Here is a 16907-nt window from a genome sequence, read left to right as displayed (position 1 = left end):
AGATGATTTCACGGACGAGGCGGCCCGTGCCCGTCGTCTGCCCGAACGGCAGCGAACCACCGACGGCCAGCGGTCGCCACCATCGTTCGATAACCGCGCTTCATCTCTGGACTATCCAGCGGCGACGACGCCTGCGTCTTCACAGGCGTAGCCCAGTGCTTCGGCGACTTCAGGACAGGTCACCGCGCCGAACGCCACATTCAGGCCGCGACGGAGATGCTCGTCGTCGGTGAGAGCCTTGCGCCAGCCTTTGTCCGCGATCTGCAGGACGAAAGGCAGTGTCGCGTTGTTCAGCGCGTAGGTGGACGTGCGCGGCACGCCGCCCGGCATGTTCGCCACGCAGTAATGCACGATATCGCCGACCTTGTACGTCGGCTCAGCGTGCGTCGTGGCGCGTGCTGTTTCGCAGCATCCGCCCTGATCGATGGCGACGTCGACGATCGCCGAACCCGGACGCATCGCTTCGACCATCTTGCGCGTCACCAGCTTGGGCGCGGCCGCGCCGGGCACCAGCACACCGCCAATCACGAGGTCGGCATCGAGCACGTGTTGTTCGATGTTGTCCTGATTCGAATACACGGTGATCACGCGCGCGCCAAGCAGGCGGTCCATGCGCCGCAACACGTCGACGTTGCGATCGATCACGACGACCTGCGCACCCGTGCCGACGGCGATCTGCGCCGCGTTCGAGCCGACCACGCCGCCGCCGAGAATGACGATTCTCGCGGACGGCACGCCCGCCACGCCGCCGAGCAAGATGCCCTTGCCGCCGTGAGCGCGCTCCAGGCAAAACGCTCCCGCCTGAATCGACATGCGCCCCGCGACTTCGGACATCGGCGCAAGCAGCGGCAGTCCGCCAGCGGGCTGAGTGACGGTTTCGTACGCGATGCAGACTGCGTTGCTTCTCACGAGATCGGCGCACTGCTGCGGGTCGGGTGCGAGGTGCAGGTAGGTGAAGAGAACCTGTCCGTCGCGCAGCATCGCGCGCTCGACAGCTTGCGGCTCTTTGACCTTGACGATCATGTCGGCGGCCGCAAAAACCGCCTCGGCGCCAGGCAGCACGTCTGCGCCTGCTGTTCTGTACGCATCGTCGGATGCGCCGATGCCACTGCCCGCGCCCGTCTCCACGCTGACCTTGTGTCCGTGCGCAATGATCTCCCGCACGGATGACGGCGTGAGGCCGACGCGATATTCGTGGTTCTTGATCTCCTTCGGAACGCCTATATGCATATTGCCTCCTGTGTGAACTGCATGTCTCACGCGAAATTATTTGATTTATGCGATTCGTAAGACGCTCACCCGAACCCACGAGCCGCCGGCGCGGGAGGGTTTAGCCGACGCTAACGCACGCAGCTTGCGACGGATGCATCGAAACGGATGCGTGCGGGAATCGGGGGCGGCACGCATGAGGCGCGCCGGCATGCCCGCCGGTGTATAGGGCTGTAGGCAGCAATTCCAAAAATAATATCGATGGTCTGGCAGTGTTTGTTAATGTAATTTTGTTCTGTTTTGGTTGAAACGCCTGTGGCGACCTGTCAGCGTCGCTGAGGCGAGACGCGATTGAACGAGCGTCCGAGACAGACGCTGGACTACGAACGCCAGCCCCACGGTTCCAGCAAACTATTGCGTCCATCGGTTGAATCCGCCAGTTGCCCCGTTGGCACTTTGAACAGCTGATTTCGAAAAGAAACCACCATGCAGACTTTCCGGACCAGGATGCTCGCTGCGTCGTTGTCGTTCGTTGCGCTTACCGCTTGCCAGGTGAGCGGTCATCCCATGCAGATTGGCGCGGCCGCGAACGGACCCGGCGGCGACGTTGCGACCGGCGGTGCCGCAGCAGTTGTCGGCGCATCGGATGCAGCGCGTTCGGCACAATCGCTGTGCGGCAAAATCAATGGCACGAAGGAAATCGCCGCCGACCTGTTCTTTGGCCGCGACGTGAAGGGAGGACGTCCCGTTTCCGACGCGGAGATCAGGCAGTTTCTCGCGGACGTCGTGACACCACGCTTTCCCGGCGGCTTCACCACGTGGCGCACGCAGGGTCAATGGCTCGACAGCGACACGCGGCACGTCGTGCGAGAAGAGGGCTTCGTCGTGAATATCGTCGCGACGGGCACGCAGGACACGCTAGATTATCTCGGCGAGATTCGCCGCGAGTACATCAAGCGGTTCCGTCAACAGGCAGTCGGCCTCGTGCTGACCGATGCGTGCGGGTCTTTTTGATGTGCATGGCGCCGCGCACGGTGAGTCCACGCGCCGTGTCGTCGATTTGTCGATGTCGGCACGACGCTCTAAAGCGAATACGAATACGACAGACGTTCGGCTTGGCGGGTAGACGAATTGACAGTACCGTGAGCAAGCTGTTGAAGTCGTGGGCGACACGCTTCCATGCCGACCACGCACGGTTCAAGCTTCGCGAAATACCGGAGTACGTCTGTGCGTCTCAACTGCTTGCGCACAACAAGGCGACGTTGCGAATCCACTCCGTGAAGCTGCAACACATTCCTGGTCAGATCCAGTCCAACAGTTGCTATTTTCATGATGAACGCTCCTTTGCCGTGGGCATCACGACCTGCCCACTCTGGCATGAATCTCTCGCCGTGTAGCGGGAGTCGTCCATCACATCAGAGCCCCGGCGCGGACACGTCGATCGACAGTCGACTGGATGCGGGACGGGCCGCGCCTTTGCGTTCAAGCAGTTACTTCTTGTTCTGAGGACTTCTATCCGCCCGCGGCTTCAGCGATTTCACCAAGCAACGGGTAGTCGTTATAGCCCGCTTCGTCGTCCGCATAGATCGTTTCCGGGTTGATCGCATTCAGCGCCGCGCCGCGTCGGAATCGTTCCACCAGATCGGGATTGGCGACAAAGGGACGTCCAAATGCCGCAGCGTCGCCTTCTCCGCGTTGAATAGCCTGCTCCCCGCTTTCCTTCGTCAGTCCTTCGTTGAGAATATACGCGCCATTGAAGACGCGCCGCACGTCACGCCCGATGCGCTGATCGCCACGATCGAGTGACTCGCGCGCAAAGATGAACGCGATGTGGCGTGCGTTCAGTTGCTCGGCGACATAGCGGAACAGCGCGCGCGGATTCGAGTCGTGCATCGAATACGAGCTCGACATCAGATTCAGATGCACACCGACCCGATTGGCGGGCCACACGGTGAGCAGCGCGTCGACGGCTTCGAGAAGAAAGCGTGCGCGGTTTTCAATCGAGCCGCCATAGCGATCCGTCCGTTCGTTCGAGCCGTCATGAAGGAACTGATCAAAGAGATAGCCATTCGCCGCATGCAGCTCGACGCCATCGAAACCGGCACGTTTCGCATTCTCTGCGCCACGCCGGAAATCTTCGACGATGCCTGGAATCTCATCCGTCTCCAACGCGCGCGGCACCGAATAAGCGCGCATCGGACGAATTCGCGTCACGTGGCCTTCCGGGGCGATCGCGCTCGGAGCGACGGGCGCTTGCCCGTGATGGTAGACCGGGTCGGAGACGCGGCCGACGTGCCACAGTTGCGACACAATCAGGCCGCCGTTAGAGTGAACCGCCGAGGTGACTTTCTCCCATCCTTCGACCTGCTTCTCGCTCCAGATGCCCGGCGTGTTCGGGTAGCCAACGCCCTGCTGCGTCACAGACGTGGCTTCAGTGATGATCAGCCCAGCGCTCGCGCGCAGCGCGTAATGCTGCGCGTTGAGTGGACCGGGCGCGCGTTCGTCGAAGGCTCGCATGCGGGTAAGCGGTGCCATGATGATGCGGTTCGGCAGTTTCAGTGCGCCGATCTGGATCGGATCGAAGAGTGTGGACATTGCGTGAGCCTCGTCTGGATATTCAATGAGATGCGGCAATGCGCGGTTGGCGAGCAATTGCCACCCCATATCCACGCATTACAACCCGCCTTGATGTAACTAATGTTGTTACATCGTAGTCGAGTCGAATCGTACCGACAAGATTCAAATTTCGCAATAGACCGATGTTCCTTTACGTGCGGGTGGCGTGAATGGTAGTTTTCGGTCGGAAACCGTGTTTTGGTGCAGTTCAGGCTCGAATCGAGCCCGGAATCGAGCATGGCGTACCAATGTTTGCTGTCGGCAACGGGAAACGGGTGCGGTCCGACGGCAATTTGACAGATTCAGATGTAACTAATATAGTTATATCTGAATTGATGATTAGGTTGTAATATGAGCGCCAATAGCCGCCTTACGGTGGCAACCCACATTCTGGCCTGGATGGCGCTCGTCGCACGCGATCATCCTGATGACCCCGTCACCTCCGAGCGGATCGCCGCGAGCGTGAAGACCAATCCCGTTGTGATCCGACGGACGCTCGGCCTCCTGTCTAAAGCTGGGCTTGTGCAAAGCTATCGCGGCATCAATGCGGGGTGGCGCCTCGCCAGGCCCGCTGAAAAGATCTCGCTGCTCGATGTGTTCGACGCGCTCGAAGAGGGCAGCCAGTTCGGGTTGCATCCGACGCAACCGAGCCAGGCTTGCCCTGTCGGGCGGGGTATCGGCTCGACGTTGAGCCACGTCTACGATTCGATTCACGAAACCGTGAGAACCACGCTAGCATCGAAAACGGTCGCATCCGTGCTCGCTGAAATCCTTGAATCCCAGCGTTCGAGCACGCGTCATTGAAGGTCAGGCTGCGCAGCGTGGATGGGTATGGGCATTAGCGCAAGACGGCCGGCTCTGCGTGGCGATACACACAGAGCCTGACGAAATTGCGTGTCAACCACGCACATCATCACCGATCGCGCTGGCCTCGCAGATCGGGACGCACGCATGGTTCAGGAGTCGGGCGCTGTTGCCACCGCGGCTGCCATCGATCACACATCCGTCGGACAGACCGGGGACGGCAATGTGCGGCAGGTTCGAGGAATGAGCGCCGCGGGACTCTCACCCGATGTGCAACACGTCCGCGACGATCGGGACGACTACGCCACGGACGGACCGTATTCTGTCCAGTTCGCTGGACGCCGTGGTTGCCCGGTCGGCGCAGCGCATTGCAGTTGCGGCCTTTGCGTTCCGCGTAGACTGTCGGTTCATCTGCTCCCGAACTGCAAATGGCTCGTTTGATAAGACCGACACCTGAACAGCAGGCGATCGTCGATGCTGTCGCCGGTGGCGGCAATCTCAAGATCAAGGCGTACGCGGGTGCGGGCAAGACCTCGACACTGCGGCTTGTCGCAAACCGCCTCGCCCATCAGCGTGGCATCTATCTGGCGTTTAACCGCGAGATTGCAGAGCACGCGCGGCGCGGCTTTCCGCCCAACGTGATGGCCGGAACCGTCCACTCGCTGGCCTACCGATCGGTGTCGCCCGCGCTTGCAGCGCGGGTGAACCACCCCGCGGAGCTGCCTCACGAACTTGCTGCTCGCTATGGCATTGGTCCAGTAGAGGTGCCCCTCGTGACGGGAAAGACCGTCGAACTCACACCGTTCGAGCTCGGTCGCATGATTGTCGATGGACTGGGCAGGTTCTGCCGCTCGGCTGACGACGCGCCGAAAGCTATCCATGTTCCCGTCGACGAGAAGATCGACGATAAAGCCGCCGACTGGCTGCGGGAAGGACTGAGCCCCTATGTCGCTCGCCTGTGGAGTGAGAGCACGGACCCGCGTGGCCGCAGCGCCATCATTCCCGACGTCTATCTGAAGGTCTGGGCGCAAGGGCACCCGCGCATCGAATCCGACTTCATCCTCTTCGACGAGGCGCAGGACAGCGATGGCGTGATGCTGTGGCTTCTGAACGGGCAGCCACATGCCCAGATCGTCTACGTTGGTGACCCGTACCAGCAGATATACGAATGGCGTGGCGCAGTGAACGCCATGGCGCAGATCGATGCACCCCAACACGCGCTGACCGAGTCCTTCCGTTTCGGTCACACGTTCGCCACGCTCGCCAGCCGGCTACTCGGGCTGCTGGGCGAGCAGACAGCCGTTCGCGGCCAGGGCACGATCGGCTCGATCCTCGTCGAAGACCCGATGGTCGCTCCACCCGTTGATGCCATCCTTTGCCGCAAGAATGTGTCCGCCATCTGGCATCTGGCCGCAGGCGTGGAGGCGGGCCACCGACCGTCAATCCGTATGAGTCCCACCGAAATTGTTGCGTATGCAGATGGGGCAGACAGGTTGATAGCGGGGCGGCGGGCCTACAGACCTGCAGCCTTTTCGCTGTTTGAGACGTGGGACGATGCACAGACTTTCGCTCGCAGCGCGGCCGGCGCCGATCTGCTTCCCATCGTGCGGATTGTCGATGAATTCGGAACCGGCTATCTGCGCTCGCTGGCACAACGGATTACGCCTGAAGCGCAGGCCGATTACGTGATATCCACGGTGCACCGGGCCAAGGGCCTCGAATGGAAGCGGGTGAAAGTCATCAACGATTTTCTGTTTAAATACGTCGATGGTCGCCTGACTGTGGAGGAGGACGAACTGCGGCTGCTCTACGTCGCGTTCACGCGTGCGCAGCACGTGCTGGACGTATCGGACCTTCGCGATGCGCTCCTGCGTCTGTTCAGATCATGAATCTGATCGGTCGCGGAAGAATTGGGTGAGGAGGAGGTTCAGATCGTCGGTGTGTCAAGAAAATGTCTAAAAACATGGACTCAAATGATTGTCTCGCAACACCACCGGGCTCGGCAGATTCAGGAAGCGGGCAGGCACCTGTCATTTGTCCCGGCTATCAGAACCAGCAAAAAGTGAGGATTTCCAGGAGTTAATCCGGTTCTAACCTCGAGATCCGGGCGAGTCAGGTCGCTCGCAATGCGGGGGCCGAGACGACGTTCCCATCATCGACGGAGCAGCCACTCCGTAGTGAGATCTTTCAGAACCGGAAGGGGTATCTTCTGGAGCGGCCCGAAGACATCGCGCCGTTTGCCAATGAACGGATTCGCCCGGCTGGACGTAGTGGGTTTTCCGGTGGTGCAGTTTCTTTACCACGACGAAACGTAACCCATACGACGTTCACAAGCCTTTTTCACTACCGCGCGCAGATCTGCCCCGTTGGGCTTCTTTCCCGTGAATGCATCAGATATGAATGGGCTGATGACAGGCCGGGGCATGAGAGGTACAGCCTTCCTTACAACATCAAGATTACGGTTACTACAACAAGCTTCCAGCTGAGTGCGCTCATCCTCATCGAGAAACACCGCCTCCAAACTGGCTCGCGAGATAAAATGCGTCGGTCTCAGAGATACGACTGCAATCGCTGATGGGCGAGCGTCGTAGCGAAGAAGCGTGTTTCGCTCGATAAGCAATGACGTGCTTCTTTTTGGGGGCCCCATCCGGGGAGCGATTCCGAAAGCTTCACTGAGATCGCCTGTGCACAGCCCTGCGGCGTTTCCTGAACGACAGGCTGAGGCTAACAACAACGTAAGCAGACCAATGTCCAGCACTGACGTCCTTCTTGTCTTCGCCATGGTGTCATGCATCGCAAGCGCTGCCGTACTTGGCAGCCTCGCGCGTCATCGCATTGCAGGTCTTGACCGATGGCTCGCCGCGCACTGCATGTTATTTGTGGCCTTCGGAATACTCGTTTCAAGGCGCGGTAATTACCCGCCACCGATCGTACTCGCTGCGTGTTCGTGTGTCCTCACGGCTGCGGTGCTGATTTTGCAAGGCTGTCGCCGCTTTGCCGGCCGGCCGACGATCGGGCGATACGAGCACCTTGGCCTGGCCGTGTCGGTCGGCGCCGTTTTTTATTGGACTATGTTTTCGCCCAACGAGAACGCGCGAGCAGCCGTGATGTCCGGTCTGCTCGGCTATACACGGATGGCCGTGGGCTGGACCATCTGGAATTCCCGCACGTCGCGTCGGCGTCAGTATGGTCATTGGGTGGTCCTGGTGGGAGCGGCTGCAGGCACGGTGGTACATGCGTCGAGAGTCGTTCAGTGCATTTTCTTCGCAAATGTCACGGCGAGGGTTCTGGAGCCGTCGGCATGGAATATCGCCTTCATTTCAGCGGGCATCCTTTCGCTGCTACTGCTGTCAATCGGCCTCGTGATGCTGGTGAACGACAGTCTCGTGGATCATGCGCAACGCCTCGCAACAGTCGACGAGCTGACAGGTCTGCTTGCAAGACGTGAGCTCCTGTTACGTGGGGGAGAGCTTTTGAAGGGCTCTCTTTCCGACCGTTCGCTGCTTTCGGTTGCCATCATTGATCTCGACGACTTCAAGGTCATCAACGACCATTACGGGCATCCTGCTGGCGACCGCGTCCTGCAGAATTTTGCCATCGAGGTGTCCCGGCAGCTTCGACGTACGGACCTTTTCGGGCGACTTGGTGGTGAAGAGTTTGCAATTTTCTTTCCACAGACCGGACGGGAACAGGCGGCTGGACTGATTGAATCCATTCTGTCGTCAGCCGGCGTTAGCAAAACACAAGAAGATCAGCCTCGATGGACCTTCAGTGCAGGTATCGACGAATGCGGCTTTGACGATACGCTCAGCGACCTGATAAGTCGCGCTGACGCAGCGTTGTATCGTGCGAAGCGGAAGGGAAAAGGGCGCGTTGAACTGGCAGGTTCGGATTTGCTAACTCCAGCCTGATACTTCGCGATCTTCAACCCGGTGTACGTGTCTTTCAACGAAACGGGAAAACAGGCGCGCGGCGAACCCACTCGCCCGCCAGGGAGCGTGCTAAAGAGGCAACATCGAGTCCGGCACCAGTGCAGCGTATTGAGGCGACGCTGGCGGACTCCTGATCCGGCAACCAGACGGCCGGTTGATTGCAGGTCCGGTACATGATGCGCCGCTCGCGGCCGGCTCAAGCCGGACGCGTTGGCCAGAATCGGCCCGTCCACAGCGTCCTTTCTGCGAAGCGGGCTCGATCGAGGATGCGGCTTCACCATGACCGAGATAGCCGACGAACGCTGAAACAAAGTGCTCGCGCAGCCTGTGGTGTCGCACATGTGGTCCAGATCGAAGCTGGGGCGCGGATGTTGCCTTCAGGCGTCGCGACGGGTTTGCTCCCGCAGAGTTCTACACCGGTGAGGCTTCGGCACCTCTATATCGACATCGAACATGCGACGCTCGACGACGCGCGGTGCAAGGGCGGCCGTTACTTCGCGTCCTCCCACACGTGATCCTCGCGAAGCATCGCTGTTCTAGCGCAGTTTCTGACATAGGAGAGCGCCCTTCCGTTTTCGGTCAGGAGCGATCCCCGCAACGATTGCGAACAATTGCATCATGCAAGGTGCCGTCGCTGATCGCGAGCTAAAGGCTGAGCGTAATCATATGCAGTCACGCGTTTTATAGCCACTCCAACAGGCGTCAAGGTTTCTGGTATGTTGCATCAAACTTCCAGATGACTAAATCTGTCTTTTGATATCACGTCTCGACGGCTGTACTTCCAGGCGCCGTTCTCGCGCTTGAGCCAATCGTCATAGACGCAAATGTAGCCGTCGATGGCACCGTCCTTTTTCGTGAAGAACTGGAGATAGCACTTTTGACGGGCGTTTTCACCGTCGACCGAAATAATCTCGTTGGTTGTGAGGTGATACATGGTCCCGAACGTTGCGATGCCCGTAGGAACGAAAGCCTTCAATTGCTCGGTGCCTTTTGGTGTTTCTCCCTCGATCGCAGCATTGAAGGCTCCGTCGGTGGTGAAGCAACCCGCCCACGCTTCAGCGTTGCCTTCGTCGATCGAGAAGTTGTATTTTGCGTTTAATGCCTTGATTTCCTGAATATCACCAGGTGTCATTTTAGTCACTTCGATAAAGGTTATTGAATTGCCTTTCGGCAAACGGCTCATAGACATGAGTCTCACGATTGCCGGGGCCGCTTCTCAAAGACATCCTTCACGATTGGCAGTGCCGTAAAGGCGCTGGACCAACCCGAGTAAAACGCCAGTTGTGTCATCACTTCCGCCATCTGCGCCCGGGTTAATCCGTTGTCCATGGCCCGGCTGATGTAACTGGCCAATTGTGGGAACTGCCCCGTGGCAACCACCGTACTGAGCGTCGCAAGACTGCGGTCTCGCGGCGCGAGGCCTGGTCGCAGCCACAGGTTGCCAAAGAGTACCTCGGTAGAGAACTGCACAAGTCCCGGCGCCACCGCACCGAAGTTCTGCGCTGCGGTCTCGAGTTGTGAGACGGCTGCCGCGTCGATAGGAAGAAGATCGACGGAGGCAGGCGCCAGCTGGGTTGCAGCGATTACGCGTCGTCCAAAGACGGGGTTCGTTGCCTTCACGGCTGCCAGCGCATTGGCCCAGCCCGAATAAAACGCGAGGTGCGTGATGAGCTCGGAAATCTCGCCAGGTTCGAGGCCGCTATCGAGCGCCAGATCGACGTAATACGGCAGTTCGGCGCTCTGATTGCGCGCAATCAACACCGACAGCGTCACGATGCTGCGGTCTCGTGGCGACAATTGCGGGCGCTTCCACAGATCGCCCAGCAGGACGTCAGTCGTATAGCGTTCAAGCGCTGGCGAGACCGTGCGGATGCCGTCAAACGCGCTTACGGATGAGTCGTAAGTGGGGATGTCCATATCTATCCTGATTCGAGTGGCGAGCGGTCGCAACGCAACAAGGAAGTTATAGCGGCCGCTGAACCTCGCGTTATTTAACGGCCTGCACTCTGGCCGCCGTCGACGTGCAGGATCTCTCCCGTAATGAACGGTGCCGAATCAAGGAACAGGATCGCATTCGTGATATCGCTCATTTCGCCCATGCGGCCCAGTGGATGGAGGCCATCGAGCATGTCGTGATATTCCGACGGGTGCATTGGAGTCTTGATCACCCCCGGCGCTACGGCATTGACGCGAATACCTTTCTTTGCGTACTCAATCGCCAGTGACTTCGTGGCGGCGTTCAGACCGCCCTTCGTCAGCGCTGCCAGCACCGAATACACGCCGCTGATCGCCTGATCCACGACGCTTGCGGTCACACTGACCACGTGGCCGCTCGAATGCTTTTCCATTTCGGCGATGGCAAGCTGCGTGATGTAATAGAAGCCCGCAATATTCACATTCGTGACAGCGGCATAGTCTTCCCTGGTGTTTTCCGTGAAAGGCTTGCCGATGTAAATGCCGGCGTTGTTCACCAGCGTGTCGATCCGGCCGAACTTCGCGACGCCTTCCGAAATGACGCGTTGAGCGGTTTCGGGGTCGCCGATATCGCCGGCAACGGTCAGAATGTTCGGATCTTCTGATGGTTTGATCGAACGTGAGGTTGCGATGACGCGGTAGTCGAGCTTGCGAAATGCCTTGACGACATCGGCACCAATTCCTTGCGATGCACCGGTAACGACGACAACCTTCTGTGATGTGCTCATGCTTTACTCCGAGAATGTATTTGTCTGACTTTGACGCCACACGGACCGATGGTTTTGTGGCGTCCATTGAACGTGGAAACGAGATGCCTCGCGCGCAGGTAAGCGGTTAGGCCCGCACGACAGGTCAATTCGTCAGGGAGCGAGATGGTCAGCAGTAAGCGAACTTGCATGCTGGGCGCTCTCGACATGGCGCCTCTTGCGATGGCGATACCGGGCAGCGCAAACTAACTGGCTGTGTAAGGCTTGTAGTCGATGTAGCCTTCCGCACCACCGCCGTAAAAAGTGTTGGGATCAGGGGGTGTCAGCGGCCAACCGTTCTGAATCCTGGCGACAAGATCTGGATTGCTAACAAAATTAGCACCAAACGCAGCGAGGTCAATGAGATTGCTTTCGATCATCTGCTCGGCGTGTTCCCGCGTCATTCCGCCTGCCAGAATGAGCGCAGTACGTGAAAGATGGACTTTCATTTTCCGCAGCAACCCATTGAATCCTGACGCGCCCTCGGTTTCTATGACGTTATCCGGTCGAGCGAACCCCGACTGATTCATGACATGGACATAGGCAAGCTTTCGCTGGCCGATCTGTTCGGCAAGTTCCGTGTACGTACTGTCGATCTCTTCATAGAGAGGCATGTCGAAAAGCTTCCCATACGGAGAGATGCGGATACCCACACGCTGGGCGCCGATCCGTTGCACGACCGCATCGATCACCTCAAGGACGAAACGCAACCGGTTGCCGATCGTGTCACCGGCGTAGCAATCGGTTCGATCATTGACAAGCGGGTTCATGAACTGCTCCAGCAGGTACCCGTTTGCTCCATGAATTTCTACGCCGTCGAAGCCTGCTTCGATCGCGTTCTGGGCAGCCTGTGCAAACTCTTCCACAACCCGTGCGATCTCGCTGGTTTCGAGCTGACGAGGGGCGGGCGGTTCAACGAAGCCAGGCATTCCCTTGTCGTCATATCCAAAAGCCGCTGCACCCATTGCGCGCTTCGACGATCCACTCACAGGCAGTTGCCGGTCCTGAAAGATCGACGGATGTGACACCCGGCCAACATGCCAGATCTGCGCAAAAATCTTTCCGCCCACGGAATGGACGGACTGGGTGGTCAATCGCCATCCGGCAATCTGCTCTGCGGAGAAAATGCCGGGATTGAACAGGTATCCCTGCCCCTCGCGAGATATTGGCGTGCCCTCGCTGACGATCAACCCGGCGGTGGCTCGTTGCGTGTAGTAGAGCGCAATGCGCTCGTCCGCGATGTCGTGGCGGGCACGTGAGCGCGTAAGCGGTGCCATGACGATACGATTCCTGAGAGCCATGCCATGGAGATCGAAGGTTTCAAAGAGGCTGTTCATCGTGTGGGGGACCTGCATGATTGATCGTAATGACGGGGAGACTGCAAGCTACGGAGCAATGCTGCATAGACACGGCGCCGTGAAGTTTGGATTTCTAACCCCGTGTACATCGCAAAACCCGGGAGCGCATGGAGAGGAACCTGACGAAGAGGATGGTAGGTGAATGTGATATCTGCAACAATTCGTCGAGGCAGCAAATCTTTTTTGTCGAAACAGCATTTTTGGTCCCATTTGCCCTGCGGTTCGCTTGCGGATGAGTCCGGGACAGTCCAGCTCTCAGAGACTCGCGCGGACTGACGCGGTGCTACCCGTAGCCCCGGCAGGCGTCTTCAGGGGAACGGGCCGCTTCATCGCTAAGAGACACCCATGAACCTCCAGGCCTTACGCTATTTTTTGATGGTCTCGACGACTGGCAGTTTTCTCGCCACCGCGCGGCACTTTGAGGTCCCTGCGTCATCAGTGTCGAGATTTGTTGCGTCGTTGGAAAAAGAACTGGGACAGCAACTGTTTTATCGGAGCACGCGTGCGGTCAGGCTCACCGAGCAAGGGCAACGCTACTACACGCAGGTACGTGAGGCCGTGGAGTTGCTGGATAGCGCGGCAGACCAACTCGCGAACCGGGGTACCGGTATCCGGGGATTAGTAAAGATCAATGCGCCAGAAGCGCTTGGCAGGCTGCATATTGCCGGGCTGGTCAACGAGCTGCAGGGCCAATATCCGGACTTGTCGGTCGAACTTACGCTCACGGACGCCTTCATCGATCCGGTGCAAGAAGGTACTGATGTGACGATTCGGGTAGGGCGGCTGGTGGATTCGGGGTTGATAGGTAAAGTTGTGAGTGCCCACCAATACCGGATTGCCGCGAGTCCTGAATACCTCGCAGGGCGTGGTATTCCGCAGACCCCGGCAGACCTCATGCAGCACAATTGTCTCTTGTACAAGGGGCAGCAGGGATCGCAGAGATGGTATTTCAGGCGCTCCTCCAAAGAGAACTTCGAGTCGCTCGATGTGAGCGGCTCTTTGCGAAGTAACAATGCCGAGGCGCTGGTGGCGGCTGCTTTGGCAGGACGTGGAATCGTGCTCTTTCCGAGCTGGCTGTTCGCTCCGACAAGCTTCAAAGACGGGAAACTCGTGAGCCTGCTGACAGACTGGGATATCTCGGCGTCGGCTGAAGAGTTGTACATTCAAATTCTTTCGCCTGAGAACAGACTGCGCTCCCATAAGGTACGCGAAGTATCTGCTTTTCTTGTCAAGGCAATTGGGTCACCTCCGTACTGGGATAACCTATAGATCCAGAAGACTGGATGCTTCGTATGAAGGTGGGACGCCGTCAGGCATGGAGCGCCCAGATACCGCCGCGTGAAGAGCCATCGCACACGGTGATAGGGCGCGGGGGCGCGAGGACTGTCCTGGTGCATCGACGCCGACGTTCCGTGATTTTGCCAACGTGTCTGCGTGGCGCATGTGCGCGAACCACTTCCCGATTCCTGAAATTGACAATACCAGAAAACGAGCTTTCATTTATCTGACTTTGCAGATATATTGCCAATAATCGTACGGCGGAAATCAGACTGGAGGGCGTAGCAGTATGGAGCACGATTCGATAGGAAAAAGCAACGCGATGATGTCGAATGTCGCTGCCGACAAGGATTTCAAGCCATGAAGGTAGCGATTGTCGTGTTCGAAGGGGTAATGGCGCTGGACGTTGCAGGGCCACTGGATGTGTTTGCCGAGGCGAATGCGTTCCTGCCGCGGGATCAACAGTACGAAATCACGCTGGTTGGGATGCATTCTGAGAGCGTCCGGTGCTCCAATGGTCTGGAACTCAAGGTTGGGATCGATTACCTGCAATATGAGGATCAGCCCGATCTGCTCCTCGTGGCGGGCGGCCCGAGACTTCCCGATCTATGCCCTCCGACCAGTTTTCTCCAGTGGCTCAGGACGAAGTCGGAAAGTTGCGCGCGCTTTGGATCGGTTTGTAATGGCGCTTTCCTTTTGGGACACGCCGGACTGCTCGACGGCAAAGAGGTGACCGCGCATTGGCATGACGTAGACCGCCTCGCGCTACAGTTTCCAGACGCTTACGTTCAGCCCGACAAGATTTTTGTTCGTGACGGCAATCTCTTCACCTCTGCAGGCGTTGCGGCGGGCGTCGACCTCTGTCTTGCTCTGGTGTCTGAGGACTGGGGTCACGAGATTGCGCTGCGCATTGCGAAGCGGCTGATAGTATATATACGCCGTGAAGGTGGACAGTCGCAATACAGTCCCTATCTGGCTGTGGGCCCGAAGGAGGAGACCGTCGTCGCGAAGGTCTTGCGCTATGTCACTGATAACATCAGCGAGCAGCTGTCTATCGAACAGTTGGCTGACGCCGTAGGCGTCAGTCGGCGCACGTTCTCGCGGACCTTCGCAAAACACGCCAATATGACGCCGTCAGCCTTCGTGGAGCAGATCCGCATTGATTTCTCGCGCAAGTTGCTGGGGGAGACCGATCTGCCTCTAAAAACGGTGGCGTATCGATGTGGGTTCCACAGCAGTAGTCAAATGCGGGCGATATTCGCAAGGAGGCTTGATACCAACCCTAGCGAATATCGTCAACGAGTTCGCCATCAAACTTCCGCGAAGTCTGGGGGAGAGTTTCGCGATGCGTCCACCCCCATCCGCGCGCAAAATCTCACATCAAAGTTCAGTGAAGTCCGAGCAGCTTAGTCGCTGAATATCGGACGATCCGCCAACCGCGGATCTGCTGCCGCCCGCGAGTGAGCAACGTTGGGCGCGGCAGACGCCGCACGACTGTCGTGATCAGTCAGTAAGCGTTCCGATTTCCGGCGCCGCAATCATCACCGCTTCGCGCAGTCGTCGCGCCGTCTCACTGATGTTGTTGATGATTCTTGCGCTGCCGTTCTCTTTGCCGATCTCGACATTTTCGAACAGTCCGACCGATGAGCGAGAACACCGTTGACGGGAGCGGCGAAGGTCACCAAGCATCGGCGTCGAAGGAATGGCTGACGCGAAGTAAATCGAGAAAGTGAAGACGAGGCATCGAGTCGGCGTCGGCAATGCCAGTATTCGAACTACTGGGCTTGCATGACATGGTCATTTGCGTTAGAGGTTCATAGTGTTCATGGCCGCATCTGCAGATGCCAGATTCGCGCGCTTTCCGGGCAAGAATGATTTCTCAGTAGCTGTTGTAAGTCGGTGAATATTCCGAGTGGCAGCGGTTTTTGAATCAGATACAGTTGACTCGCCAAATTAGCTCTGACGGGACCGCTACCGCATGGACACTATTCCGCAAAGAAATGAAGGTGATGTCGACCTCGACCTCCACCACTTGCAAGTATTCGACGTGTTGCTGGCCGAACATAGCCTGACCAAGGCTGCGCGTGTGCTGAATCTTTCGCAGCCTGCGTTGAGCAAAACGCTGGCGCGACTGCGGCTGTATTTTGGAGACCCGCTTTTTGTGCGTGTCGCACTGCGGATGGAGCCCACTCCGAAGGCGCTTGAACTCGCAGAACCCGTGAGGACGATACTAAAGAAAGTGAGCACGCTGCGCTCGGAGCATGCGTCATTCGATCCAAAAACGTCTACGCGAAAGTTCAGTTTCTTTCTTATAGATGCGGGTGTGGTGAAGATATTCCCGACACTGTTGAACTACCTGGCTTCTGAAGCGCCTGGCATATGCGTCCAGTCGATTCCGTGCGATGCACAACATTTGGATTTGTGGCTCGAATCGGGGCTCGTCGATCTGGCGATCGGTTCCTTCCCTTCGCTGACCATGGGTATTCGGCGTCTGCCACTGTGGACCGAGACGTACGTCAGCCTGGTGCGCAAAGACCATCCGCGGATAGGTGCGCATCCAAGCAAAGAACAGTTTGTCGCTGAGAAGCACGCGCTCGTGTCCGCGCTGGGCACTGGGCACGAGCACCTGTCAATTGAGCGGATCATTGAGTCGGAGGTGCCGCGCAGAAATATCGTATGTCGCGTTCCCGTATTTACCTCGGCAGCACAAATCACGAAACACTCCGACGTAATCGCGACTGTGCCAAAGACGCTCGCGGTGACAATGAGCCGCGACCTCGACCTCCAATTGGTCGAGCCACCAATTTCTTTGCCCAAGCTTCAGATCGCACAGTATTGGCACGATCGGTGCCACCTTGAACCCGGCAATCAATGGCTCCGAAATGTGTTTCGCAAGCTGTTTTCGACACCGGCGTAAAGCGTGAACGCGTTCGGGTCTGCATCGAACAGAAATCTGATGCAGACCTGAAACCGAGGCTTTCTATCTGTTG

Annotated in this window: 15 protein-coding genes and 1 pseudogene; 8 read left to right on the top strand and 8 right to left on the bottom strand. The window is 58.1% G+C overall.

The window, feature by feature from the left end:
* Positions 1 to 111: 111 nt before the first annotated feature.
* Positions 112 to 1230 (bottom strand): alanine dehydrogenase, encoded by a 1119-nt coding sequence (gene ald, locus C2L64_RS40625; RefSeq protein WP_007579258.1) that lies wholly within the window; start codon positions 1228 to 1230, stop codon positions 112 to 114.
* 465 nt (positions 1231 to 1695) lie between these two features.
* Between ald and C2L64_RS40620 the strand changes: the two genes are divergently transcribed.
* Both C2L64_RS40620 and C2L64_RS40615 read left to right on the top strand, forming a co-directional pair.
* Positions 1696 to 2223, top strand: a complete 528-nt coding sequence (locus C2L64_RS40620; RefSeq protein WP_238554560.1) for a DUF3574 domain-containing protein — start codon at positions 1696 to 1698, stop codon at positions 2221 to 2223.
* A gap of 128 nt (positions 2224 to 2351) precedes the next feature.
* Complete coding sequence (locus C2L64_RS40615) at positions 2352 to 2606, top strand: hypothetical protein (RefSeq protein ID WP_039900084.1); 255 nt, start codon at positions 2352 to 2354, stop codon at positions 2604 to 2606.
* A 115-nt stretch (positions 2607 to 2721) separates the two neighbouring features.
* Here the strand turns inward: C2L64_RS40615 and C2L64_RS40610 are convergent, their stop codons facing one another.
* Entirely contained in the window at positions 2722 to 3804 is a 1083-nt protein-coding gene (locus C2L64_RS40610; RefSeq protein ID WP_039900109.1) for an alkene reductase, read from the bottom strand.
* 372 nt (positions 3805 to 4176) lie between these two features.
* On the opposite strand from C2L64_RS40610, the gene C2L64_RS40605 reads away from it, so the two are divergent.
* The gene (locus tag C2L64_RS40605; RefSeq protein WP_039900085.1) at positions 4177 to 4629 is read left to right on the top strand and encodes an Rrf2 family transcriptional regulator; all 453 of its coding nucleotides are present in this window, start codon (positions 4177 to 4179) and stop codon (positions 4627 to 4629) included.
* A 102-nt stretch (positions 4630 to 4731) separates the two neighbouring features.
* Here C2L64_RS40605 and C2L64_RS55250 read toward each other — a convergent pair.
* A pseudogene (locus C2L64_RS55250) lies at positions 4732 to 4851 on the bottom strand (SET domain-containing protein-lysine N-methyltransferase); the annotation flags it as partial.
* 206 nt (positions 4852 to 5057) lie between these two features.
* Here C2L64_RS55250 and C2L64_RS40595 point away from each other — a divergent pair.
* Together C2L64_RS40595 and C2L64_RS40590 are read left to right on the top strand one after the other, a co-directional pair.
* The gene (locus C2L64_RS40595; protein ID WP_007579263.1) at positions 5058 to 6518 is read left to right on the top strand and encodes a UvrD-helicase domain-containing protein; all 1461 of its coding nucleotides are present in this window, start codon (positions 5058 to 5060) and stop codon (positions 6516 to 6518) included.
* Positions 6519 to 7376: 858 nt separating this feature from the next.
* On the top strand, positions 7377 to 8540 hold the full coding sequence (locus tag C2L64_RS40590) for a GGDEF domain-containing protein (RefSeq protein WP_007579264.1): 1164 nt from the start codon (positions 7377 to 7379) through the stop codon (positions 8538 to 8540).
* A 745-nt stretch (positions 8541 to 9285) separates the two neighbouring features.
* On the opposite strand, the gene C2L64_RS40585 is transcribed toward C2L64_RS40590, so the two are convergent.
* The 4 genes from C2L64_RS40585 to C2L64_RS40570 form a co-directional block, all read right to left on the bottom strand.
* The gene (locus tag C2L64_RS40585; protein ID WP_236674388.1) at positions 9286 to 9750 is read right to left on the bottom strand and encodes a nuclear transport factor 2 family protein; all 465 of its coding nucleotides are present in this window, start codon (positions 9748 to 9750) and stop codon (positions 9286 to 9288) included.
* Between the two features lie 5 nt (positions 9751 to 9755).
* Positions 9756 to 10478, bottom strand: coding sequence for a carboxymuconolactone decarboxylase family protein (locus C2L64_RS40580; RefSeq protein WP_007579266.1), 723 nt, complete (start codon positions 10476 to 10478; stop codon positions 9756 to 9758).
* A 74-nt stretch (positions 10479 to 10552) separates the two neighbouring features.
* On the bottom strand, positions 10553 to 11263 hold the full coding sequence (locus C2L64_RS40575) for an SDR family NAD(P)-dependent oxidoreductase (protein WP_007579267.1): 711 nt from the start codon (positions 11261 to 11263) through the stop codon (positions 10553 to 10555).
* Between the two features lie 224 nt (positions 11264 to 11487).
* Positions 11488 to 12636 (bottom strand): alkene reductase, encoded by a 1149-nt coding sequence (locus C2L64_RS40570; protein WP_007579268.1) that lies wholly within the window; start codon positions 12634 to 12636, stop codon positions 11488 to 11490.
* 348 nt (positions 12637 to 12984) lie between these two features.
* Here C2L64_RS40570 and C2L64_RS40565 point away from each other — a divergent pair, with 348 nt between their 5' ends.
* Both C2L64_RS40565 and C2L64_RS40560 read left to right on the top strand, forming a co-directional pair.
* Complete coding sequence (locus C2L64_RS40565) at positions 12985 to 13908, top strand: LysR family transcriptional regulator (RefSeq protein WP_007579270.1); 924 nt, start codon at positions 12985 to 12987, stop codon at positions 13906 to 13908.
* Positions 13909 to 14277: 369 nt separating this feature from the next.
* The gene (locus C2L64_RS40560) at positions 14278 to 15327 is read left to right on the top strand and encodes a GlxA family transcriptional regulator (RefSeq protein WP_007579273.1); all 1050 of its coding nucleotides are present in this window, start codon (positions 14278 to 14280) and stop codon (positions 15325 to 15327) included.
* Between the two features lie 93 nt (positions 15328 to 15420).
* Here C2L64_RS40560 and C2L64_RS40555 read toward each other — a convergent pair whose 3' ends face one another.
* Positions 15421 to 15678, bottom strand: coding sequence for a hypothetical protein (locus C2L64_RS40555; RefSeq protein WP_007579275.1), 258 nt, complete (start codon positions 15676 to 15678; stop codon positions 15421 to 15423).
* 217 nt (positions 15679 to 15895) lie between these two features.
* On the opposite strand from C2L64_RS40555, the gene C2L64_RS40550 reads away from it, so the two are divergent.
* Entirely contained in the window at positions 15896 to 16834 is a 939-nt protein-coding gene (locus tag C2L64_RS40550) for a LysR family transcriptional regulator (RefSeq protein WP_007579278.1), read from the top strand.
* Positions 16835 to 16907 lie beyond the last annotated feature (73 nt).

It is taken from the genome of Paraburkholderia hospita (assembly GCF_002902965.1).
In the GTDB taxonomy this organism is placed as follows: Bacteria; Pseudomonadota; Gammaproteobacteria; order Burkholderiales; family Burkholderiaceae; genus Paraburkholderia; species Paraburkholderia hospita.
Note: the sequence above shows the minus strand (reverse complement) of the source record. Positions and strands in the feature narration are given on the sequence as shown.

What these genes read in the sequence shown, in the direction of transcription:
- ald (WP_007579258.1), bottom strand. Translation starts at nt 1,230, where the DNA reads ATGCATATAGGCGTTCCGAAGGAGATCAAGAACCACGAATATCGCGTC.
- C2L64_RS40620 (WP_238554560.1), top strand. Translation starts at nt 1,696, where the DNA reads ATGCAGACTTTCCGGACCAGGATGCTCGCTGCGTCGTTGTCGTTCGTT.
- C2L64_RS40610 (WP_039900109.1), bottom strand. Translation starts at nt 3,804, where the DNA reads ATGTCCACACTCTTCGATCCGATCCAGATCGGCGCACTGAAACTGCCG.
- C2L64_RS40605 (WP_039900085.1), top strand. Translation starts at nt 4,177, where the DNA reads ATGAGCGCCAATAGCCGCCTTACGGTGGCAACCCACATTCTGGCCTGG.
- C2L64_RS40595 (WP_007579263.1), top strand. Translation starts at nt 5,058, where the DNA reads ATGGCTCGTTTGATAAGACCGACACCTGAACAGCAGGCGATCGTCGAT.
- C2L64_RS40590 (WP_007579264.1), top strand. Translation starts at nt 7,377, where the DNA reads ATGTCCAGCACTGACGTCCTTCTTGTCTTCGCCATGGTGTCATGCATC.
- C2L64_RS40585 (WP_236674388.1), bottom strand. Translation starts at nt 9,750, where the DNA reads ATGTCTATGAGCCGTTTGCCGAAAGGCAATTCAATAACCTTTATCGAA.
- C2L64_RS40580 (WP_007579266.1), bottom strand. Translation starts at nt 10,478, where the DNA reads ATGGACATCCCCACTTACGACTCATCCGTAAGCGCGTTTGACGGCATC.
- C2L64_RS40575 (WP_007579267.1), bottom strand. Translation starts at nt 11,263, where the DNA reads ATGAGCACATCACAGAAGGTTGTCGTCGTTACCGGTGCATCGCAAGGA.
- C2L64_RS40570 (WP_007579268.1), bottom strand. Translation starts at nt 12,636, where the DNA reads ATGCAGGTCCCCCACACGATGAACAGCCTCTTTGAAACCTTCGATCTC.
- C2L64_RS40565 (WP_007579270.1), top strand. Translation starts at nt 12,985, where the DNA reads ATGAACCTCCAGGCCTTACGCTATTTTTTGATGGTCTCGACGACTGGC.
- C2L64_RS40560 (WP_007579273.1), top strand. Translation starts at nt 14,278, where the DNA reads ATGAAGGTAGCGATTGTCGTGTTCGAAGGGGTAATGGCGCTGGACGTT.
- C2L64_RS40550 (WP_007579278.1), top strand. Translation starts at nt 15,896, where the DNA reads ATGGACACTATTCCGCAAAGAAATGAAGGTGATGTCGACCTCGACCTC.